The 24,267-nt window shown below is 43.1% G+C and carries 8 protein-coding genes; 1 reads left to right on the plus strand and 7 read right to left on the minus strand.

All coding sequences use genetic code 11. The features are described from left to right. The 5 genes from JWR61_RS20905 to JWR61_RS20925 all read right to left on the minus strand — a co-directional run bounded on the left by JWR61_RS20905 (position 1) and on the right by JWR61_RS20925 (position 5,176). Complete coding sequence (locus tag JWR61_RS20905) at positions 1-1,386, minus strand: PP2C family serine/threonine-protein phosphatase (RefSeq protein ID WP_301929650.1); 1,386 nt, start codon at positions 1,384-1,386, stop codon at positions 1-3. Positions 1,387-1,475: 89 nt separating this feature from the next. Continuing rightward, on the minus strand, positions 1,476-2,429 hold the full coding sequence (locus JWR61_RS20910) for a hypothetical protein (RefSeq protein WP_301929651.1): 954 nt from the start codon (positions 2,427-2,429) through the stop codon (positions 1,476-1,478). A 381-nt stretch (positions 2,430-2,810) separates the two neighbouring features. Next, on the minus strand, positions 2,811-3,389 hold the full coding sequence (locus JWR61_RS20915; protein ID WP_301929652.1) for a DJ-1/PfpI family protein: 579 nt from the start codon (positions 3,387-3,389) through the stop codon (positions 2,811-2,813). Position 3,390: 1 nt separating this feature from the next. Further along, positions 3,391-4,818, minus strand: a complete 1,428-nt coding sequence (locus JWR61_RS20920) for a pyridoxal-dependent decarboxylase (RefSeq protein ID WP_301929653.1) — start codon at positions 4,816-4,818, stop codon at positions 3,391-3,393. A gap of 10 nt (positions 4,819-4,828) precedes the next feature. Continuing rightward, positions 4,829-5,176 (minus strand): DHCW motif cupin fold protein, encoded by a 348-nt coding sequence (locus JWR61_RS20925; RefSeq protein ID WP_301929654.1) that lies wholly within the window; start codon positions 5,174-5,176, stop codon positions 4,829-4,831. Positions 5,177-5,287: 111 nt separating this feature from the next. Between JWR61_RS20925 and JWR61_RS20930 the strand changes: the two genes are divergently transcribed. After that, positions 5,288-6,724: a PLP-dependent aminotransferase family protein gene (locus JWR61_RS20930; protein WP_301929655.1), complete on the plus strand. Its 1,437-nt coding sequence runs from the start codon at positions 5,288-5,290 to the stop codon at positions 6,722-6,724. 136 nt (positions 6,725-6,860) lie between these two features. Here JWR61_RS20930 and JWR61_RS20935 read toward each other — a convergent pair whose 3' ends face one another. Together JWR61_RS20935 and JWR61_RS20940 are read right to left on the minus strand one after the other, a co-directional pair. Continuing rightward, positions 6,861-16,673 carry a neuraminidase-like domain-containing protein gene (locus tag JWR61_RS20935; RefSeq protein ID WP_301929656.1) on the minus strand — a complete coding sequence of 3,271 codons (9,813 nt, stop codon included), beginning with the start codon at positions 16,671-16,673 and terminating at the stop codon, positions 6,861-6,863. Between the two features lie 56 nt (positions 16,674-16,729). Beyond that, the gene (locus JWR61_RS20940; RefSeq protein ID WP_301929657.1) at positions 16,730-24,127 is read right to left on the minus strand and encodes a SpvB/TcaC N-terminal domain-containing protein; all 7,398 of its coding nucleotides are present in this window, start codon (positions 24,125-24,127) and stop codon (positions 16,730-16,732) included. Positions 24,128-24,267: the final 140 nt, after the last annotated feature.

The raw sequence follows: 24,267 nt of genomic DNA on the forward strand, positions 1-24,267 counted from the left end.
TTATTTAGGATTTGAATGGGTGATAAATATGGAATCTTTAAACTTTCCGGATACAAGTGAATCTGCAAAAAACACGGCGTACTGTACCGGTATACGACAATTGACAAAGCGTACATTTTTTAAGACAATGTTATTCTTCTGCAACATCAACCCCACATCAAAATTTTTAAACACCAGGCTGTCGAGTACAATGTGTTTGGCGGATGAATTAATGATAAATGCCGGCCCTTTGTATGCACTGTCAGCCATGAAGATGGAACCATTGCCTTTCAGATAGAAACTGTCTTTGCTGATTGTAACCGGGGCAGCTATTTCCAGCACAGTACCTTCTGCGGGCAGCACAATTGTTTTGGTCGAATCGTTGACTTGCGCAATAAACCGATTGAGCGCTTCATTCTTTTTTATTGCAACGGGTGCAGGCATCACAGCTTTTGGTACCATACTTTTTTTATAAGCAGCCATCAATGCAACACCAACTATGGCAATAAAAAGCAGTGTCAGTAATACTATGCGGCTTACGCGGCTTTTCTTAGCAGGTGTCTTATCCTTTTCTGTAAATACTTCATCGTTGGCAAGCGGCGATGTATTCAGCTCCTTCTTTCTCTCTACTTTTACAGGTTCCGGCTTTAGCTTTGGCTCTTTATTATTCTCTACCAGCACGGCAGTAATGTTATCATTTCCACCAGCATCATTGGCTGCGTCAATTAATGCCTTCGCTTTTGCTGCCAAACTTTTTTCTGTGGTCAACACCGAAATAATGGTTGCCGAACTGATCATATCTGTGAGGCCATCACTGCACAACAACAGCAGATCTCCGGAGAGAAAAGGTGATTCACCGGTCTCGATGAAATCTTCCGCTGTAGTGATGTCTTCTTCAAAACCCAATGCCTTGTTGATCTCGTTTCTTCTCGGATGGCGCATGGCTTCTTCTTCTGATAACCGGCCGGACTCTTCCAAAAATCCCACGGCAGAATGATCCCTGGATATTTTGATCAGCGAGCGGTCACGCAGTAAATAAATTCTTGTATCGCCCACGTGTGCATACCAGCATTTACTATTTTTTATATCCACCACAGCGCAGGTTAATACACAGGCCATGCGCTCATTTTTTGCACCCGGTTTTTTTTGCTGATTAATTTTTGTATTGGCCGCAACAATGGCCTGCTGCAGGGTTTCAATCACATCTTCTGAAATGGTTTCCAGCTTTTTCATGATCACCGAGCGGGCAATAGCAGCAGCAATATCACCGCCTTTATAGCCGCCCACACCATCAATTACGCAGGCTACCAAAAACCGCTTGTTGATAATTTCACGGACGAAGAAAGTGTCTTCATTCTTCTCCCTGCGCCGGCCTTTATCTGTTATACCAAAAAAGTATTCAGCCATTTTTGTGCGTTTGTTTAATGTCAGAAAAATGTGCTACCAGCAACACCAGGCTGATCACCAACAATCCGATCGCTAAGAATTTGTCCATGTTATACTTTAAAAATGTTGATAGAAACAATGCCATTCAAAACAATCCTGGAGTTCATCGGAAGCTCCGTCCAGATGGGTACATCACTGGTACTGTTGCCTACTTCATTTTCATTTACAATGGTCTTTTCTCCAAATGAGGCAACAAAGAATTTATCCGCGGCTTTATCAAAGCGGATGGAAAGATGCGGTGAAGAAACCCATTCGGAGGGAATGCGGAAAACCCCCTGCTGTTCCTTCTTTTCATCAATACCGGCCACGGTAATGATGTCGTCTTTAATCAAATATTCCAGTTTTTTGCCGGCGAATTTTTTATCCGGGAGCGTGGCCTCTAAGCGGGCAAGGTACCTGGGGACTTTTGGATCATTCACGTCACCCAGTACCAGCCCTTCGTTCCAGGGAATTTCGTAATAACCATCGCTGTAAAAAGTAAAGTCTTTTAAAATTTCATCCGCAATATCGAAGGTTTGGGCAATACCGGTCTGGCGCGGAATAAAAGTTACACGAAGATTTTCTTCTTTCTGCTGCACGTTGTTTCCCGGCAACAATTTTCCAATAAAACTCTTGTCGCCTTTTTCATAATCGGGGTGAGAAACAAAACGGAAAACCCATTTATTTGCAGAGGCCGTTACCTTCTTTCCTTTCTGCCGGTGCTCCTGTAAAATAGTATAGAAAGCTTTTACTGATTCTTTGATGATGAGCGAAAAGATGCCGCGGTTATTGTCCATAAACTTGTTATAGTCGGGCGGACTAAAACAGATAATGTACTCGTGATAAAAGATGACCCTGTCTGCAAAAGAAAGCTCTGTAACAGATTCCTTAAATTTTTCGATGATGTATTTGTATACCAGGTCAGGGGTCATGGAAGATGTTTCTGTAACACCGGCTTCTTTTTTAAGGAACCAGTTGTGTACCCCGGATCGCTGCCAGAAAGTAGGTTTTGTAGTTGTATGCATGGGCTATATTTAAATTTTACTGTTGGTAAATTCATCGCCCGCAATAACAAAGTGCATAGCAGCTGTTATTGCAAGCGTTGGTGTTGCGGTAAATTTTGTGCAGTAAAATTGTGCCCTGGCGTTGTGGTTTAATTAAAAACTGTTCTCTTATAATGCAGGCAGTGATTTGGTAAGTATGGTTCTTAAACACTGATGAAAAAAGTCGGTGCAAAAAAGCCATTTTGTATTGATGGGATGAAATTAACAGATCAAATCTTAATGAATTGCCAAAGCTGTTATTTCGTTTAGTGAAAGAAATGATAAAATTCAACCCGGGTAAAATTATTTTTTCTTTACCCGGGTGAATATGTATATAGCATGGTGGCCATTTTATTGGCAGGATTAGTAAATACAAACCTGCCCCTGCCCTACCGGCAGTACCGATGCAATCATAGCCTGCGCCGTTTTTTCATCGTACAATTTTGCAATCGCCCAGCCAAGCAAATCAACAACGGCAAGACAACCTGCCGCCGTGGCAATATTGTCATGTGTGACCAGGTGCTGATCTTCTATTACGTCAACACCCATTTCTTTCAACTCTTTAAACACAGATGGATAAGTGGTAGCTGTAAAACCATCCAGTAAACCGAGCCCTGCAAGCAGTAAAGCTCCTGAACACATAGAGCAAATAATTTGCCTGCCCGGATTCAACTGAAAACGCTCGAGCCAGGTTTTGTTTTTATACAAGGCCCTGGTACCTGAGCCACTTGTAAAAAATACAAGGTCAGCTTCCTTGCTTTCTTCTATTTGCCCTTGCATGGCCAGGCTAATGCCACATGCAGACCGATGCTCCGGGGCTGTGCCAATAATTCTAACTTCGAAATCTTTTTGAATCTGACGCACCCTGTTCAATAAATCCCATGGAAGAAATACGTCTATGTCTGTAAAATGATCGAAGGCAATAATCACTGCTTTTTTCATATTAATATAAATTTAGTTGACTATACATTTTTTGTAATTCTTCTTCCACAACTTCAATGGCTATATCAATATCACTTATACTGGTACGCCAGTTTACAAATGCGGCTCTTATTGCAATGCGCCCTTTGTATACAGTGGCAGTCATAAAAATCCTTCCGGAAGCGTTAATATTTTCAAGGAGGGTTTGCACTCTTGATTGTTCTTCTTGTTCATTAAGGGTAAAACAAACGGTGTTTAATCTTACCGGCGCCAAAAGCTCCAACGCCTTTTGTTGCTGTATAAAATTTCCGAACTGCTTGGCCATCCCAATGCAGTTTTCCACAATATCCTTGTAGCCATTTTTGCCATAGGCAATTAACGAAAACCATACCGGCAATGCCTTCAGACGCCTTGAGTTTTCCGGCAAAAAATTGAGGTAACTAAAATGCTCCAACGGGTCTCCCAAATAAGGCGCATTGGAATTTTGAAAGGTTTCTACCTGCAGCAGCTTGTGTTTTTCTTTGATCAGCCAGCATCCATTTTCATACGGAACGTTCAGCCATTTGTGGCAATCGATCGTTATGCTGTCTGCATGTTGCCACCCATCTACCAGGTGTTTATACTTAGGTGAACAGGCTGCAAAAGCTCCAAAAGCGGCATCAATATGCCAAAAGAAATTGTACTTATTTTTAAGCTGCGCAATCGCATTAAAATCATCAAAATCAACAGTGTTTACGGTACCAGCACTGGATATTAATATAAATGGCTTTCCATTCAGTTCGTGTATTTTATTTTGTAAATCATCTATATCAAGAGCTTCCCTGTTACCTTCAACAGTTTTCACCCGGATATAATTTGAGCTGCCTATACCCAGCATGGATAGGGCTTTAATGGAAGAAGAATGCGGGGTGGCTGAAAATATTTTTATATCTGCAGGTGAAACTCCTTCTTTTGCAAAATCTTTATTCAACACTTTACCTACCCATTGCCTGGCAACACCAAGACAGGTAAAATTTGACATGGTAGCTCCGGTAACAAATCCGCCTAAAAAATCCGCCGGAAGATTCAGCAGGTTCAATAATAACTGAATAGTTTCTTTTTCAATAATTGCAGAAATATCGCCTTGCCCGTTTGCTGTCTGTGTATTTTGATCATATACAGTCGCAAGCCAATCACCTGCAATGGCCGCCGGCGTAGTACCTCCCGTTACAAACCCCCAGTATCTCGGCCCGGAAGAGGCCACCATTACTTTCTCAAACCGGTCATTAAATTGCTGCAAGGCATTGGCCGTTCCAACACCTTCGCTGTTTAATTGATCTGTTGTTTCAACTTGCACATCAGCAGTCGTTGGTCTGTTGGAAAGATTCTCCAAATAAGCTAAACTTTGCACTTTTATTTGTTCCAGCAACACAGCAGCTTGCGCTGAATCATTCTGTAAATAGTTATTCATTTAATATTGGTTATTTTAAAAAATCGCCATCAATGATCAATAATTTTACCGCATTTTTTGTAATGGAACGATGGGAACTCAGGTTATCCGAAACAACATAAGTCATTCCGCTTGTTAAAGTAAACCATTTCCCCGTTTCCATTTCACTCGTTAGCTCTCCACTAAGACAATGAACAATATGCCCCTTCCTGCACCAATGGTCTGCAATGTATCCGGCAGAATACTCCACTATTCTTAAACGCAATCCTGGCAACTGAAATGTTTGCCAACAGGCCTCTCCCGTTTCTCCCGGGTGAATCGTTTTTTCAATTGAGCTCCAGTCAATCGTTTGAAAAGCAATGTTGGCCAAGGTTTCCATTTCATTCATTTTATTTATAAAAAAAACTGTGCGTATTCATTGCAAAAGTGAACAAATTATTTTTACCAGCACAGATACAATTTTAGTATTTTTGACCAATACAGTTCATTTATGAAGCAAAAATCACCTGGCAAAGAATTACTCTATATAAAAATTGCCAACAGCCTGGAGCAGCAAATCAGCAAGGATATTTTAAAGGTGGGTGACAAACTTCCTTCTATCAGGATGATCTGCCGGCAGCATGGTGTAAGCATGAGCACGGCACAGTTTGCCTACTACGAGCTGGAAGGAAAATCACTGATAGAATCGAGGCCACAATCTGGCTACTATGTAAGTAATTCTTTCCGTAAAAAAATGGCAATGCCGGAAGCAAGCAGGCCCGTAAGTACGCCTGTCGTAAAAACGGTAACAGATATTTTTGAAAATGCTTTCAACAATGCCAGTGAAAAAAGCTTTACTGTTTTTTCAAGAGGAGTACCTGCTGTTGCATTGCTGCCCATTGCCAAATTAAATAAGGGCATGCTGCAGGCGGTAAGATCATTGCCCGGTGGAGGAACCATGTACGAGCCCCTGCAGGGAAATGAAAAATTAAGGACACAGGTTGCCAGGTGGTCTTTTAACTGGAAAGGTACTCTTTCTGAAAAAGATATTTTAACCACGGCAGGCTGCATATCGGCTATTTCTTATTGCCTGATGGCGTTGACCAAACGGGGAGATACCATTGCGGTTGAAAGCCCTTGCTTTTATGGTATTTTACAACTGGCACAAAGCCTTGGTTTAAAAGTGCTGGAATTACCAACGAGCCCGCAAACGGGTGTGGACATGGATTCGCTCAAAAAGATTGTTGCAAAAACTAAACTCGCTGCATGCCTCTTTGTGAGTAATTTCAACAACCCGTTCGGCAGCCTGATGCCTGAAGAAAATAAAAAAGCAGCAGTACAATTACTGGAACAGTACAACGTACCACTGATTGAAGACGATCTGTATGGTGATCTTTATTTTGGAGATAAAAGACCGACCTGTTGCAAATCGTATGACGAAAGCGGAATGGTTCTGTTGTGCAGTTCTGTTTCCAAAACGCTTGCTCCGGCGTACCGGGTTGGCTGGGTGGCCCCGGGGAAATTCATGAATGAAGTGATGAAAATAAAATTATTTCACAGCCTTTGCAGTACGCCCATCACACATGAGGTGATCGGTAATTTTTTGGAAACAGGCAGGTACGAAGCACACCTCAGGCAATTAAGAAGAACATTGCACGCCAACTACCTGCAATATGTAAGATTGATCGGCGAATCTTTTCCGGATGGCACCAAAATCAGCAGGCCACAGGGGGGATTATCCCTGTGGGTTGAACTACCTAAACAAATTGACAGCATTGAATTATACAACGCGGCAGTAAGCAAAAAAATTACCTTTTCACCCGGACGTATGTTTACGCTGCAAAACCAGTTCAACAATTGTATGCGCCTTAGCTATGGACTGGAATGGAATGAGCAAACAGCACATGGATTGAAAGCATTGGGCAAGCTTGCAAAAGCTGCTTTATAACTGTTGTTTACATTGTAGCCAACTGTTCAAAAGTCACGAGTCTTTATCCTCTTTCATTAATTGCCGGGCTGTACAGGTATCAAAAAATACCAATACAGCCTGCTTATATATCTCCTTTAATAAACTCCACTTCAGTCTAACTTACCGAATAGTGCAGGATAATCATCAAATCATTTACCTGGTCTGCTGTTATTCTTGGATTGGCAACCGGGTTGGTTATTTTCCACACGCCCGGTACCTGGTTATTGGCTACGTAATTCATTGACTTGTGTAATAAATTTCCATAAATGCCATCAGCTGTAAGATCCTGTGCTGCATTTGGATTGGGTGCAGGCGTCAATACTATTCCCGGAATATGAGTTAATATGCTACCTGCAGTCCTATCTGCAGCAAGTTCAATTACGTTAATCTTAACCTGGTTTTCCTGAACAAAAAACGGGAACCTGTCTTTGGTTAAATTAATGGATAACACCTGGTCATCTGTAATCAATACCGGATTTAAAAACTGGTACCATTCATTGGGAAATTCATGCCTTGCGCTGATGATCCTTGTCAACCCCTTATCTTTCAATGACACCAGCATTTGGTTAATCTTATTATTCAGGCTATCGGATGCATTTAGCTTCAACGCATCTCCTCCTTCACGGGCTGTATACTTTACCTGCATAACAACATCGGTGATGGTGTTATAATCAAACTGCTGCAACAGCGTATTCACTTTGGTACCACTCTTATCTTTTGTATTGGCAAAAGGAAACTGCAGATGCCAGCTGCTGATGGCACCTGCACCTTCAAATGGCAGGTACCGTTCATCGCGGAAGTTGAGTTCAAACAGCCCACTGTCGGTTTGGCCATGGCTTAATACAATGGATTGAGAAGTGCCTGCACTATCCCTGAAGCGGGGATCATCTGCAGGAATTCCGTTGGTCGATTTACGCGGATATTTTTTTGCATCTGCCACGCTGGTAGAATCTATTCTGAGTGAATTGTTCATCAATGTCAGGGTGCATCCGATGGTAGTAAAAGGCCCGGCAACACATGGTATGGAAAGGCTCACTGATTTTATCCTGCGGAAATAATGACCAGGATAGTCCAGGTCAAACAACTCTTCCGGCAGGCTGATGAAACATTGCCCGGTTTCTTTTAATTTCAACAGGGCCACCGCATCCAGTTGTGCCAGCGAAATGTATTTGGTCAGTTCGTACTCCCGCCTGTTCTTTTCATAATAAGCCATTTCCATTTGCTTCAGGTTGTACATCAGCGATTCACCACTCTGCAAACCTTTTTTCATGCTGTCCCAATAGCCAAACTGAACATAGTCAGAATCACTTAAGCCCAGCTCGTAACGGAAACAACGCTCTGCTTTTTTTGCCGCATCATAAGCCAATTGATAACTCTGAAAATAGGTAGTTGAAATTTTGCCAATCATCCAGGCATACAAATCTTCATTGGTGTATTTGCTGTGCATAAAATCATCTGATTCTTTAGCGTTATCAATCTGCAACTGCTGATTTTCTTTATCTGTATTGGCAATTTCCTGTCGTATCTGGGCACCTAAAATCTGTACATCAACCTGCTCCAGTTCCTTATTGGCATTGTTCAATTGGTTTCTCCATTCATCGGCCCTGCGCTGGTAGGATGCATTGGTGCTCATAAGCGAAGCATTTTTATCAAGGGCGGTTGCAATCGCCTGCAGGTTCCTCACCAGGTCTTCAGCAGAATTACCAAAGCTTTGTCCGCCGGTAGTTACTGTTGCATGCGGCGACCCACCAAAGCCCGAAGCGCCGAGAATAAAATCGGGAATCAGTTTCAATCCGCCGGCCAGCGCATAACCAACAGCGATGCCCGTATCGATTATTGTAGAAGCGTTGTTTAAAACAAGGGCTACTGTTTCCCCGTCGTTTAGTCCGGATGAAAGTAATTGTTGGTAGTAATCCCTGCGTATGGTAAGCAGTTCTTTTTGCTTCAGCAGATTGTTAAGCTGGTTATCTGATTCCGCAATCTGCAGCGTTTTCATCTTCATTACAGCACTTAATAATTTTATTTCCTGGCCCGAACGCAGCAGGGCAATATGTTCTGCATCTTTTTTCTCCAATGCCGCCAGTAACGATGCTCCCAATGACTTTACTTCGTTGCAAAGCTCGGTTGCTTTTTGTATCATAATCACAAAACGGTAAAACGGCAACGGCGCATTCATATCATTCAGCACACTGCTCAAATCGAGTCCTGCTGCGGTTGCACGCACGAGCATCCCCGGATCAATGGGTGGAGCAAACAAAGAAAGGGGTGAAAATACACCTTGTATATCCAGGCAGTGCCGGATCTTAAACAAGCGGTCTGCTATTGTTTTCCAGTACTGCAAAATGTTGTCATTAAAAGGAATACAGAAATACAATGCCTGCAGCGAAGGAAGATCAGGATTATCGGGATTGGAGAAATCCAATCCCTGGTAAGTGTGCATTGGTAACAAATTTTCTATTTCCACCAGTACATTGGAAAAAGTATCCAGCTTTTTTTCCAGCTGGTAATAATTATTTACCGGCACCTCGTATGCAGGAGGAATAATTTTTGGTTCGTTGCCTAAAATCTGGCCTGCCAATACATACAATTGGGTTGCTTCCGTCACAGATTCCATAGTGTGCTGCGTAAACAAATAATCGCCCCATCGAATGAGGTGATCCAGGTATTTCATTACCGTAGTTTTTTGATACGCAACGGTGCGGTACTGCGCAATAAAATGCGGCTGGAACGGATTCACCCGCCAGTCTTCCACACTTTTATCAAGGTCGTTCGGATGCGCCGAAGCAGGATCGGCAATACCAAACATGATATTTTCTATGCGTTGCAAATCGTATTTTGTTTTACCTGCAACATTTACCACATTCATAAAGAATGGCTTGGTTACCCAAAATTTATCCGGCGCCGGATAAGGGGATGCATCTGCCGGATTAAAAATGTATTTGAACCATTTATCGGCATCTTCAAACTGCTGGTTCTCACTCAGGCGCATGCCAATCATCAGCGGTGCATGATAAAACAGTTCCCAGTTATACAAGGCATAACCCGATTGAATATTGAAATCAACATCTTCCCGCGGATAACCCGGAGTAGTATCTGTCACCGCATTGGGATAAGTTACAGGCTGCCCCCTGTACACATTGAATTGTGGTGCGTAGGTTGTGTTGAAACTGAATTTGGCCGGGTTGGAATCATAAGCAATATCGCCTTTTAATTGTGTCTGACGGCTCATCAATCCATCAATTCCCTTGTTAAATAACTGCCGCATAAAATAGCAGGACGTGGGATGATAGAAGTTATAAAAATGATACAGCACCAGTATCCTTTTTCCCTGCGGAATCTGTGGCATGGCGTCTTTGATCTCCGCTTCTTTGGCCGTATCTCCGGCAATGATGGCTTCCAGCAATTCCAGCAATTGAAGAAACCAGGCCTCCATATCGGAATAGAATAGTTCAAACGTATCATTGTCGCTGAACTCGGGTGTTACATAATAAGTACGTCCTGTTTTTTCCTGTTGATAAGTTGCATCCTGGTAAAAGAAAGGCAGAAAAGTACCCAGGGTGATGGTGGATCTCCGGTCACTGAAAGCATACTGATTGGCTTTAAAAATTACCTGCATCAGGTAAAGCATCCGGTCGAAAAACCCAGCCTGCAAGGGCATACAATTGCGGAACAAGCCGGGGGTATTATTTAAAATGGAAGACTGCGCCGGGAAGGCAAGGAAGTTGTTGGTGGTGTCACTTCCGCTCTCGTCATCCAGCATATTGTCTAAACCGCTGCGTGTAAAAAGGTGGGGATTGATCTGCACATAATTGTCAGTAACCACCGGGTATCCGCGGCAGGGATCCAGGTCGAATGTGCCCTTGTAGCTGTAGAAATTATTGTCATTAACTACATAACAATTGATGTTGAGCGTACCATTTTGTTTCAATGAATTTTCAATGTCATTTAAAAAAGCACCCCACCACCCTTTGATGTCTTTCTTTTCAATATAGGTCGCAAGATTGCTAAAATCGGGCTGTGGTAAATCCACCGGTGAAAACAAAAACTTAGATTTGGCGGGCGTGTAAACCTGTTGTGTTTTATCATAAAACTGGCTCACTTCAATAATACCGGAAGCATCGTTGTTGGAAATTTTCTTCGGCGACCATTTGCCTTTTTTGTATTCACTGAAGGCCATTTGTATTTGCCAGTATTTATCCGGTTTTTGAATGGGAAAGGCGGATTCTTTTAAATCCGGCACCGGCAATGTATCGGGTGTTTCTCTTGCCTTTTCTGTAAACATTGCCCAAAAAATATACAGGCGCTGATTGAACACAACCGGCACAATATGATCGCTGTTGATATCGAGATCAATTTTTTCCCAGGCCGTCCACCGCCTGTTTTCAACATACTGGCGGTAATAATAAATTTTAGGGTCGCCGCCATACGTGCGGGCAATTACATGCAGTGTTTGGTTATCATCCTGGTACCACATGCCTTTTACTTCCAGTCTTGCTACGCCATCCAGTTTTTCCAGGTATGCCATAAAAGCGTCTTCGGCATTGGGTTGTGTGACTTCGTTTTGCAACAATTGATTTTGCAGGTCTTTAAAAAATGAAGATTGATTGGGTAACAATTCCGGCTCAATCCAGTTTTCGGGATACAAAAAAACCTTGCGGTTGGCTTCCCATAAACGGTAATATTTCATCCACTCCCATTGTTTCCATTTGCGATCAAAACTGCCCTGGTCGGGGTCATCTGCATTTACGGTGATATCGGTTTCCATGCTCATAAAACAACGCTGTACAAACTGCTGTACCGCATTGGTAGCCTGCACAATCCTGGAGGTGGGTTGACAGGCACTCATCTCTACATCAATTAAAAAATAGCTGTACAAATCATTGGCATCTTTCCAGGTATTTGTTCCGGGGTTGGCCAGTAACCAGGTAACCAATGCATCCCGTTTTGCTTCTCTTAGTTTATTTTGCAGCGGTTGTGTAACGTCCAGCCAATCCGTGTCTGCATAATTTAATTTTAAAGTTTGCTTAATCTTGGTGGCATCATCAAAACCTAAAGAAGGCTTGCTCCAGTTGATACAATCTTCTGCCTTTACACCAAGCAATGCCATGGCAGAAAAACATTTATACAGCCTAACCAATATGCGAATGCTTTTTAAATCAGATGTGGCTGGAGGCGCTGTTACAAGATTTAAATAATTGGGCGCTTCCACGAGGCTCTTTATTTGTGTTTTATCCCAGCCGTACAAACCGGATAGTTCAGTTTCAATCGCATCCAGCGTTTTTGAACCGTCCATCACATCCTGTAAAATATTGACGATGGTTGCGCCGGAATTTGATAAGGCGTAACTATGGTGCAGGTTGAAAAGGTTAATGAGATTTTCAAAAGCTGTAAAGTCACTCGCAGAAATCGGAGTTGCAACTGGTGCCAGCGGCAGTGTATTTAAATCCGTAATGGTAACCGCTGTGGCGTTGGTCAATATCCAGTCCAGCGAAGCGGCATCTATTTTTAATTTGCTTACAACAAAACTGATTTTTGCAACTTTCAAATACTGGTTAAACTTTGCAGGATAGTTGGTGCTGTTAAGTGTATTAATTTTTTGAACAAATGCAGTATTCGTCCAGTCTGTATAAATGGCAGGAAGGGAAATCAATAATTGTGCTGCGATTGTTTTATCTACCGAGAACCAGCCACTGATGCGGTTTTGAATGGCTGATCGTTGCTGAATATTTTTGTAAAAAGGAGCTATTTTTTGAAGCAACAAATCAAACCGCTGCGCAATGTGTGCAAAGTCCAGCGTTTTTAAACTGGTGTCTATATCGCCATTACTGGCAAAGAAAATATTGGCACTGCTGTTGTCTGTTTGCTGAGTGCCAAATAAATTACCCAGCGCATCTCTTACAAGATTTGGATTGTTATAAAAATTCTTCAATGCATCCCGCAATGCAGCATCCATGTAACCAATAAAGCGCAGTGTTTTTTTATTGGAATCATAAACAAGTTGTCCTGCTGCAGGTGCATAAGCAGTTAGCACCGGAAGTGCAGCAAGGGCAGCCGTTGTATTAGCACTTCCCTGGGAATCGGTGAATAACTGGTTTACGGCATCCGCATAATCCTGGTCGGCAAATGCAGCTAGCAAGGCCATTTGTTCATTCGCCGTCATGGCCCCGGTAAACTCCAGCTGCTTTGTACCTGCATTGTAATTAATATTGGCACTCAGTTGCGACAGCGTTTCTATTGGTGTTAAATTAGCAAGAGTTACCTCATGAAAAGGCTGGTCATATTGTACTCGTAAATTTTTCAGGAAGGTATAGTTGGAAGGGATGATGTTGTTTACATATGCATCGTCGTCAATTGTTTTTAGAATAGTGATCAGTTTTGCTGTTATGGTAGTATCCCATTTTAACAAAGGGTCATTCAACCATTTGGTGAGTAGATCGCCATTGGCATCCGGTTGAACGGCGGTAGCAGCCTGTATTTGCAGCAATGCTTTTTGCAGTTCGCCCAGGTTGACTGTCATTATTTCCTCCGCAGGTACAAGGCTGTTAGTTGCATCATTTTGTTGACGTAAAATATAATTCAACTCCCATACCGTAATACCAGCTGTATTTAATAAATCATTTTTGGCAAGAAAATCCATGGTGTCAACAGGCGTTGCAAAAATAGCAGCCGGTATCACCTGTTTGGCAATGCGCACATCATCGGCGGTAAATGATTGGGATTGCATCAGCAAAACATTGCGGTAAATCAATGAAAGATTGGCAAGCGTTAAAGTAGTGATGGCACTGTCGGCAAGCAGCACATTCAGTTCATCACCGGAAATAAAGGTGGCCGATTGAATAACAGATTTATGAATGTCTGTAATGGAGATACCGCTGTTTACATTTGCGAGCGCAAAATCCGGGTTTAGCGGATAAGTGATTTGCTTGTTTTGAAACAGGTTATTATACAAATTGTTTTCGCCCGTGCTTTGTATGTCTTCATAAAAAGTAAGCAACGGAAATAGGTCCAGGTCTAACCTGTTTTTTAACTGAAGCAAATGATGCAATTGCCATGCAAAATTAGCATCCATTTTTCCGCTACCGATGGCCGGGCACAGAATGCAGGCATCCAGTTCCTCCATGCTGAAGGAAAGTTTTTTAAACAGTCGCAGGAACCGGTGTATATGATCAAACTTTGTTGGAGTTATATTGGTGATATGCTGTTTATCTAAATCACATGACAGATCATCATGATCAATCTTACTGTCTTTTAAAGGGTTGATGAATTGCAGGTTCATCAAGGTTTGCAGGTCAGCATACTCAAGGCCGGTGTATTGTAAAAACAGGTCTACCTCAACAGAAGCAGAGGCGGCTAGCGTGCCCCAGTAATTGGCAGGATTGATTAAGTCCTCTTTAAAAATCAAATCCCGTTCTTCAAAACTTACTTCCAAAAACGCAAAGGCTTCCTCCAGTTCAACCGCAGGCGGATTGGCGATGGGCAAATGTTCTTTTGCAAAAATCCTTACCAGGTCTGCTTTGCCAATACCAAGCTTGGTAAGATAAATATTTCCTTCGGTACTGAATAAATCAAAGGGCAATCCAAACGGACGTTTCGCCGTCTTCAAAAAATTATCATACACTTTTACATTGGTGTATTCAGGATTAGCGCTCAGTTCATCTGTAGATAACAATGTTTGATGCAACAGCTGCACATTTATTTTTGCGGCAACGGCAGTGAGTTTCAGTACAATAAATTTATCCCTGATAATCCATTGGGTTGATGAAGAACCCATTGCCTGGTACGCATCCGAAACCATCGCATCCTTTGTAAGCAATACATCAATGTGCGGCACATCTGCAGTGTGCGTAGTTAATTCATTTAGTAAAACAGTATTGATGGCATGCTGTTTATCAGGCTGCGGATCTGTATTTACCAGCGGCACAAAAACCGGCAGGTTCGCACTAAAACTTGCCGCAATAGAAAATACAGATGGTACAATTGCTTCTTCCAATATTTCATTGACGATGTCAATGTATGGCAGCTGGGTGTTGGTGTTATCACAATTCAAATCAATGTCCCCGATGTCCGGTCTGCGTTCCAGCAGCCGGTCACGCACGGTGCCGGTGCTGTCCGTCATACGCTGGCTCAGGAAATGCATTACATCAGTAAGGTAAGATGCAGCACCATACACCGAACGGCATTCATCGCATTCACAAAAATCAGCATGCTGAAACAATACATCCAGGTTGGGAATTTCTTTGGCTGCTGACGAAGCCTTCATGATGCCCTGGTAATTTGGCAGCACACTCAATTTTGACGCCGTAGCCAATCCATGCATGTTGCCTGCTATGGCAATGGTGGAGGCATACATTTTTGCGGCGTTGTTAAATATCTGGCTTGTTTCTTTTTTACCAAGATCAGCGGCAAAGGTTTTCATAAACCGGTCCTTCCCCATTGAATAAATCTGCTGGGACGAATGAATGCCTTTACCCAGCAAAGCACTGGATGCTTCATACGTTGGAGCCAGTTTAAACACTCTTTGTAAACGGCGCAGCTGGCCAGCCACGAGCGGCTTTGTTTCAGGTGCAATGGCGGCAGGATTTGCCGCCAAAAAATTTTCTATCCGGTGATGTTCCAGATCAAAATCGGGATTGGCGTCAAAGAAATCTACCAGCTTATTTTTTTGTTCTGGTGTGGCTTTCTCATCCTGTTTTAATCTTGCAGTAAAAGCGGTAGTAGGAAATTTTTTAGCAAAAGTAGTTTCCAATTTTTTAGCGAAAGTTTTAACGCGGTCGGTGAAAGAGCTATCTTTGGTGGAAGGCGGCGTTTCAAACTTTTGTTCTGCGATGATCTTCTCCCAATCGCTTGCTGTATTGGCCGCAAGCTTTTTTATATCGGCCACTTTTTTTATATCCTGCGTATTCACCAAATGATTCACCAATGGCAGATGATCGCCGGTTAGCTGGCTTAATTGAAACATCGTATCCAACCGGTCGGTGTTACCTGAAAAAGTGGGATCCTCATTTAAGGCAGCAAAAAAAGACTGGTAGTCGCCCTGGTGTTTTGACAAATCTTCCATCACCCTTTTGGTATCTTCCTCTGACAAGCCACTGCCTTGTACTTTCTGAAAAAGAACAGATGTAATGCCTGTTTCGGGATGCTGTTGTTTATAGGCAATCATTATACGCAGCAGCTGCTCTTTTATCTTTTCAGCTTCTGCACTTAAACTAAAGGGAATGATATTATCTGTTATGGCCTGCTGAAAACTTTTCATCACCACATCTATATTTTCATACATCATGCCTTCCAGTTTCTGATTCAGCAATTGCTCATAAGTAGGCGCCGAAATATTTTGCAACAACCGTTGTGTTGTATCACCCGGAACCCCTTCGCGAAGCAACCCATAAAATACCGCGGCATAAATTTTTGTTTGAGATTGAAAGCGGTATGCCATCGCAAGCGCTTCTATCCTGTCGCGTGAAACGCCGGTTTTATTGATCAGGAAGGTGATGTCCTGCACATCTGCATTTTCAGTCAACACATCCAGTGTGAGTTTGCCAGTGTAGGGCGTTACAGCCGCCAGCACCTGTTCCAGTTCTGAGATGCCCTTATAGGGTGTAGCACCCAGCGAGATATCGATGGTCAGTCGCGCAGGTGCATTGTAAAAAATATCCGTTTGTTTAAGTACTGCACCAGCAGGATTATATAACCGCAGAAACACATCCGCCGCATCTTTATCTGTATCTGCAAATTGTTGCTGTGAGTATGCAATGGTATAAAAACCCTGGTCGTTTGTTTGTGCCTTCCCTAACGCTTGTTCAGATCTTATATCCTTATCAAATGCAGTAACTATTACGCCCGGCATTGGTTGCTGGTACTGATTTCTGACAGTTCCGGAAATTGAATAGCGGCCATTGTCGCCACGGGCAGATGCAGGTGTTGTGTTCATCGTTCAAAATTTGGAGGTTACTATTTATACTTTTTTATATGCTGTATTTATAAGAATTAAAAACTGCCCTGCACGCCCAAAAATCCACCTGTTCCCCGCAACGGCGGTGCGGTGGTGACGGTTGTTAAATTGGTCTTGTCATCATACTTCACATCAAACGGCGAATCTTTTGAGGCAGGATTATTTACAAAAAGAGACGCACCAAATTCAACCCGGTTACCCAACAAACTGGTGGTAAGTGTAAGGTTGGTAGTGAAATTGGGCGCTGCCTGCGGTGCAACTTTCAAAGCCGGTGCTACAGTAAAGCGACCGATGGCAGTCGGCTTTTCCAATTTGATGGAACCTTCGCCACCACCACCACCAAACTTGGCCCCAACTGTTAAACTTGCCGGTGCTTCAATTTCCTTGCGCAATGCTTCCTGTTGTTTTTGTTCGTTGGTTTTTGTTGTTGTACCTGCAGAAGCCGGATCTTGTTTTTCAGGCGATTTTTTTTCATCCGGATTATCTTTTTTGTCATCTTCCGGCGGCTTTTTCCCACTCAGGGTTAACTCAAAACCATATACATCCGTCTTGTCATCTTTTTTCTCGTAACTAAATCCAAGCTTAAAGCGGTCATCTGTTAACTTGCTTGTTAATGTCTCTACGCCCAATGAGGCAAGAGCGGTTACACCCTGCCGGGGATAAAAATTTCCTATGATGGGCACATCCAGTTTTGGGTTCTGCACAGCAATGGCACCAAGCGCTACGGCGATCGGAACCAATATCAGCACACCACCAACAATCAGCGGCGCTTTATCTTTATCCCAATCGGCTTTTAAGGAAGTCGTCAGTTCGTTCAGCCTTGGATCAACCAGCGATTTTTTCAAACCTTTCACCAGGTCAGTATCCAGCGTTAGCTTACCAACAGTACCTCCAACTTTGCCCAAATCCTTTTTTGCCTGATCACCGGTAGACGAATATACCGGCTGACCATTGGCATCATAAGTAGTTGTCCAGGTGCCACCATCCATGCCATTGAGATCCTTCTTCAATACCGGGTTATTACTGCAATACACATAATCATTGATGCCATCTTTTATACCTGTCGGATCCACTGCTGTCCATCTTGCCAGCCAGGGTGCATAATACCTGGCGCCGTGGTAATACAGTCCACTTTCTTCATCCCTTTCTTTACCCGTGTAGCGGTAGCGTTTGGCTGTTTCTGTTTGATTGCGCATAGCCTGAAACGCAGTGCTGCCAAAGGGATAATACTCTTCATAAGAAATAATGGCGGCATTGTTATCCAGCTCCAGGCAAGCCGTACCAAGGTGATTGGTATATTGGTAGCGTATTAAAAAAGGCAGCCCGTTGTCTTCCCCGGATGTGCGGGTTTCTATCAAAGCAATGCGCTGTTTGTCATCCATGATGTGCAATGTTTCTCTTGCAGTACTCACCACATTGTTTTGCTTTTCCCGGTATAGTTCATAGGTGTTTAAATAGATGCGTTCTTTTACCAGGTTACCATTCTCAATCACTTTTCTTACCCGCTGCCCGTTGCTGTCGTACACATAATAAGCCGTACCGCCTCCGCCCAAATCTACCTGCTGTAACTGGTCGGCATAATTCCAGGCAAGCCCAAAATGGCCGTTCTGTAAATTTTGAAGATTACCGTGTGCATCATAACTGTAGCCGGTACTATTGGCTCCAACCTTTGTTTGCATAAGCCGGTTATCCGTACCGTTGCAGGTAAATATGCTGGTCCATTTATTCTTGAATACACCATTGCCTGCATTGTGTACAATACTGATCATGTTACCTACTTCATCATAGCTGTATTGCTCTTCATACCGCTGCATGGCATTCATGTCGCCGGGCAAAGTGAGGCGTTGGTTATTGAATTGCGTCTTATCTGCATCAAACTGATCGCTGGCTGCGTTCTGACCTGCATGTTCACGTCCCTGTGCATAAATCAGCCGGTAGACAGCGTCGTACTCAAATTTATTACTGGCTTCTACAAGTGCATTGTTGAAATAAATTGTTTGCTGGGCATTGTCGCCAATGGTCGTAATATTAGCTACGGGGTCAAATGTGTAATTCAGATCCTGCATGATGTCTGCCCCATTGTTGCGGGTAGTTAATAACCTGGTAAGATGATATGTTTTTTCATCGTACTCATATCGGGTGGCGGTGTTGTTACCATATAATATCCGCTCCCGTTGTGCCTTTGCGTTATAGTCTATGTTTTGAACAAACAGGATATTTTGGTTCTGACTCTTTACAAAAACATCCAGTTGCTCCAGCAACCCCGCTTCGTTGTAGGCTGGATGTATTTTACTGCCATCGGGTAATTGAACCTCAGTAGCCCGGTTCAATGCATCAAATAAAGCACCGCCGCCAAAATTATCTTGTTCCAGCAACAGCATAGGATCGGCTACATTCCAGTCCACCACCTGCTTGTATTCTGACGCAATTTTTCTGTTACTGATTTTTACATTGCCTTTAAAATCGTATTGAGCAGTTTCGGTAAGGCCGCTCTGATCAAAGGATTGGAATAATTTTCCGCGAAGATTTAACTGCTGATCGTTTGGTTGATTTTCGCCGTAGACACTGAAGTGAATCAATTTTTCAGGATTGTTATCCTGCACCTTTTCTTTCAACCATTGTTTTAAAGGCCGGTGCAATAGATCATATTCCGTTTTTATCCGGTGGTCACGATTATCCCAGGTAAAAACTGCTTTGCCCAATACATCATTAAAAACCAATCGTTCTCCACCATCCATACTGTTTTGATACAATTGCTGCGACGCCATGTTATAGCTGTATTGCATCACGCTGTTATTACGGGCATCTATCACGGTCCGCAGATTGTTTTCAATATCCAGTAAATATTCGGTGGCATATTTTCCTGCAGGGCCATTATCAGCAATTGTATAAATGGTAAGACCCAAACTATCTACATGTTGCTGTGCCGGCGTATTGGCGTGTTTTGCGGCCAGCCATGCTGCCCGTTGTTCTGCATTGTTTGGTTCCGGGCCTGCCGGGTTTGGGCTGCCACGGTCTGCATACCACTGGCTTTCCAGCACCGTATCATTTTCATCCCAGGTCAATTGTTTCCAGCTGTCAAATTCAGTTTTGGAAAATGTTCCGTTGGCATGTTTGGCCAATATATTTCTGTTTAAGGGGTCATAATATAACACGGATGAAAAACCTATTTCCACCAACGCGGCTTCGCTTTCGTATTCAAATGTGGTGCTGAAAAAAGGCTCGTATTGTTTTACCGGGTTGCCTTTATTGTTGAGAATAGTTCGGCCACTACCTACCCAGCGAAGCCTGGGCGAAGTATCCACTGTTACTAAATTATTACCCTGCCATTGCAAGGCCTTTCCCGGCTCTGCCTGAATTTTTGTTTGCAGGTTGTTGCCCATGCCGTTTGAATAGCCCACACTTAAACTAACCTTTGACGGGTTGCCGCCGCTTAATTCGCTTTCATGCGTTTCTCTTACTACATTGGCAAAACATACCGGCTGACTCCGGTTCATCCAGGCCAGCAAATCATAGTAAAAAAACGCAGTGGCCTGTTCTAAAAATTTATGCGGATCGTTGACTACTTCGTTTAAATCGGCCGGAACAACAACGTTATAACTGGTTAATGGAAGGTCACCATGATTGCCATCGCCTTCCGAGCCGTGCAAAGAAGTCGCTATCACCATTCCCAGTTCATCAGTGATTACTTCACTGATGTTATTATTCAGATCCTTTAATATAACCGGCTGAATCGTACGGTAGTCAATGGTTTCAGCAGATGCGGTGTTCTGCAATGCATCGATTGTTTTGGTTAAGATCAGGTGATAGTCATCGTAAAATAATTTTGTTTCAATATCAAAGGGATCTTTTGACGCTACCGGTAAATAGAAGCGTTGCTTTGCATTTGCTGCCGTTTCTACACCTGTTAAATAAATATTTCTGCCGGAAGTCAGCCACCAGTTGGTGCCATCTGCCTGCACATATTTAGAATCCGTCAGCATTTGATTGACCACTTTTGTTCCATACAAACTGGTGACCAGCGAAGGTGTAAAAGCCAGTTTATACGTCTGACTTGTAAAGCCCAATGTATCTATTTGTAACAACGGCAAGGGCGTTACAAGGTCGTTATCAAGGTAGATGACACGAACATCTTCAATCAATCTTTTTTGCAAAGTTCCGTTGGCAGCCGTTTCATAAGCAATCATAGTAGCGACTGCAAAGTCAGCAAGTAATTGATTGATGCTAAAAGCGGTAACAGCATTATAAGTATTTTGTGTGAGTTCGTAGGTTTTGGTTTCAGCCAATGCCTTCAGCCGGTACGTTTCCGGAACATCAAATAAATTGGTGTAGTCGTTGGTAGTGTAAATAACATGCACCTTGTTTTGCTCTGCCTGTATACCGGCCGGTAATTGTGCATCGGTTTGCTTTCTTCCATACACAACGGATGCTGACTGCAGCACATTACCAAAATCATCCGTTTCCAAATTAAGGGAATGGGCTATGCGGGGATCATCCAGGTTTCTTTCATAACTAACCGATATTGCTTCACTTTCATGGCTTAAAAAAACCGCGAACTTATTGACTGATGCCGGTTGCAACAATTTGATGACTACATTGTGGGTACTTACTTTGTAGGGTTTGTCTTCATCTGCAGTTCCATCCATTGCATATACTTCCTGCCGCAGCGCCATCCCTTTACAGGCACGGAAAGCTTCCCTGTTTTCATCAGCAGTTAAGCCAGCGGGCAAAAGCGGTTTTGGTAAATCAAATTCAAAAGGCCCTTTGTTGTATTCTCCGTTAAACTGATCCAGTATCTTTTGTTCATTCACCCAGCCACCAGTGTGAAACCAGGTAACTGTTTTAGCGGGCGGTTGATGCAGATCTTCTTCTACAACATTATTGGCATTGGATAACTTGAAGCTGGTAAAATCTTCCGTATCGAGTTGTTCCACTTTTCCAAAACCACGAAACTCTCTTTCTGCATGATCGTAATAGCCGTGATGATACACATACGCATTTGTAAATTGCGTTCCGGCCACTGCATCCTTTACAATCGTTTTCGCCACGCATTGCACAGGAAATGGCAGTTTGGTAATCCAGGGTTTACCGGCTTGTTTATCTGCCAGGTAATATTGGGTTGAGCTTTTATATTCCCAGCTGGTTTCCTCACCAAAATTATTTTTGAAACCCTTCATGATGTAGGGCTTATTGCCTCCCATCAAATCGATATAGCGCATGGGCGAGGCCGCATATTTTTGTAAGGGAGACGACCATACAATACAAGCGGTGCCATTACCCAGCAAATCCATCACCCCCATTTGATTCGGTTGCTCTGTTGTGGGAAAGCCATCAAAGGGCTGTACTTCGCCCCAGGCATTTCCGCCCAGGTTAATCCAAGCCCCGCATTGATTTTTACCGAGGTAAATAAGGTCGGTTGCACCGGTGCCGCTGATATCGGCCAGGTGCAGGTAAGCCGCATTGAACTGGTCTGCCCCATCAAACCAGGGAGCAAAATCCATATTTACTTTAGCCCCGAATTTTCCAAAGCCCATGTTAGGCCAGTAACAAATTTCGCCATTGCGGATACGAACAATATCTGTAAGCCCGTCACCGGTCATGTCTAACAAAAAAACACTTTGCGTATTATCCGCAAAAATTAATGAGGGACCGTGTTCTTCGTCGTACATTTTTGTGGCCAGCTCGGCAGAGTCATAGCCTGCGATTCCTTTGCTGGCATACCAGGTAAATACATTTTCTTCTGACACTATTAAATCTGCCCGGCCATCGCCATCCAGGTCTATCAACTTCGTATTGGCATCAGTAAACTTGATATTGGGCATTTGCTGAAAGGAACGAAATGGCTGCCAGGCGGCGTCCTCATTCAATTCAAAATAACCCATTGTACCCTGCTGTAAACTAACAATGAATTTTCTGCCATCTGCTTCAAGGTCCTGTAACTGCAGGGCACCATTGGCAATTCCGGTATAAGAGGGTTTAGGAATAACCGGTTGTGCGTTTGTAAAATTGCCATCGCCCAAATTGCTTTTATAATACCAGGCATTGGCTTGTTCCGTCAGTATGCCCGCAATGCCTTCGCTGTATAAATCTGTCCATTGATAACCGGTACTTAAACCAACCGGATCGTTGGCGAGATTTTCAGGTGAGATAGTTTGGACGGTTTTATTCCAGTTCAGTTCCTGGTAAGTAAATTCCAGTGGCGGCATACTTTTTTTTGAGTAACTACTATCTTGTTTTTTGATATAACCACTTTCCTGCAGGGAGATAATATAATCTGCTTCAGCATTTCTTTTTTGTGCAGTAGTTGCTGAAGGATTTAGAAAAAGCTGGTAGCTGATATCAAGCGAGCGTACCAGGGTTGGCGCAGCATTAATACCATCATTTAATTCTTTAAAAAAATGAAAGAACAGCATGCGCCGGCACAACCGGTAGTTCCGGATTTCAAAGCCTGTTTTGTAATGTGAAAATGGCTCTGTGCGGCAAGGCCAATCCCGTTGTACCACTGGTGTTGGAATCAATTCATCATGATCACCAAAATCAAGTACAGCTGCATAAAAATAAGCCGGGTTAGCAGGGAATGGCGGGTCGTAAGGATTTTTAAAATCCGGGAAATAAGGGTTTTCATTTCCGTATTGTACCTGTTTAAGATAGCTGTTGGTGCAGGGTGCATTTCCGTTTAACCGGTTGCGTTCAGATAAAACGGTCGGCACATTTTTAAAATCATCTTTCAGATAAGTTAGTTCAAAACAATTGCCTTTATCATCATAGCTCAGCTGCGGTAGCCATTTAAATATTTGTTGCTGATTGGCCGGGTTAAATATTTGTGCGGCAGGTGATCTTCCATAGATCGTAACGATGTTATTGCGGTCGGTCACCTTCCAGTAAAATGTTGCGGCATCCTTTGGCGTGATACGTTCTATCCGATGGAAACTTCCTTCAATCCTGGGCCGGTATCTTTTAATGGTATACCCCGTGAGTGGTTCGGTAACTTCATCTGGCTGCCAGTTGCCTGTGCCATCTTTTTTAAGCTGCGGTACCAGGTCTTCAACACCGGTAAACATAAATATATCACTCTCTTCCGCATCTTTATATTCAGGCAATCGCTTGTCTGTCTTTCGCTGTATTGCCGGAAGATCCAACGACCAACCCAACCCGAATTCACCATTGCCGGAACCTGAATTGTAATTGAGCGACATGGCCGGAACGAAATTGCTTCTCGTTGTAGAAAAGGGAATGGCGAAAGAAACTGCGGCTGTGCCATTGGCTGCATTCACATTGAATTTGTCGTCAATATTTTTTAAGGCACCGCCACCTTTTGGCAACGTCACTGACGGCGTTTGCTGTACGAAATTGTCAGCAGTATTATTTTGCTGAAACCCGGTAGCTGGTTTTGTATTTGTTTCGGTTGGTTTGGAAGAACGACGATTATCCATTGCAAAAAATGGTTGTTTAATTCGAGTAACTGCGCATTAATAACAGGATGGCTGAATAGAGTTCTGTCAGAGGATAATGAAGTTGTCAACTTCTTTCCTGTGGAAGGGGGAGGCAAGTAATTATAACACCTTGCAAAGCA

This window comes from Ferruginibacter sp. (assembly GCF_028288465.1).
Classification (GTDB): Bacteria; Bacteroidota; Bacteroidia; order Chitinophagales; family Chitinophagaceae; genus Ferruginibacter.

Excerpts from the sequence above, each read along its gene's own strand:
- JWR61_RS20905 (WP_301929650.1), bottom strand. The coding sequence starts at position 1,386 with ATGGCTGAATACTTTTTTGGTATAACAGATAAAGGCCGGCGCAGGGAG.
- JWR61_RS20910 (WP_301929651.1), bottom strand. The coding sequence starts at position 2,429 with ATGCATACAACTACAAAACCTACTTTCTGGCAGCGATCCGGGGTACAC.
- JWR61_RS20915 (WP_301929652.1), bottom strand. The coding sequence starts at position 3,389 with ATGAAAAAAGCAGTGATTATTGCCTTCGATCATTTTACAGACATAGAC.
- JWR61_RS20920 (WP_301929653.1), bottom strand. The coding sequence starts at position 4,818 with ATGAATAACTATTTACAGAATGATTCAGCGCAAGCTGCTGTGTTGCTG.
- JWR61_RS20925 (WP_301929654.1), bottom strand. The coding sequence starts at position 5,176 with ATGGAAACCTTGGCCAACATTGCTTTTCAAACGATTGACTGGAGCTCA.
- JWR61_RS20930 (WP_301929655.1), top strand. The coding sequence starts at position 5,288 with ATGAAGCAAAAATCACCTGGCAAAGAATTACTCTATATAAAAATTGCC.
- JWR61_RS20935 (WP_301929656.1), bottom strand. The coding sequence starts at position 16,673 with ATGAACACAACACCTGCATCTGCCCGTGGCGACAATGGCCGCTATTCA.
- JWR61_RS20940 (WP_301929657.1), bottom strand. The coding sequence starts at position 24,127 with ATGGATAATCGTCGTTCTTCCAAACCAACCGAAACAAATACAAAACCA.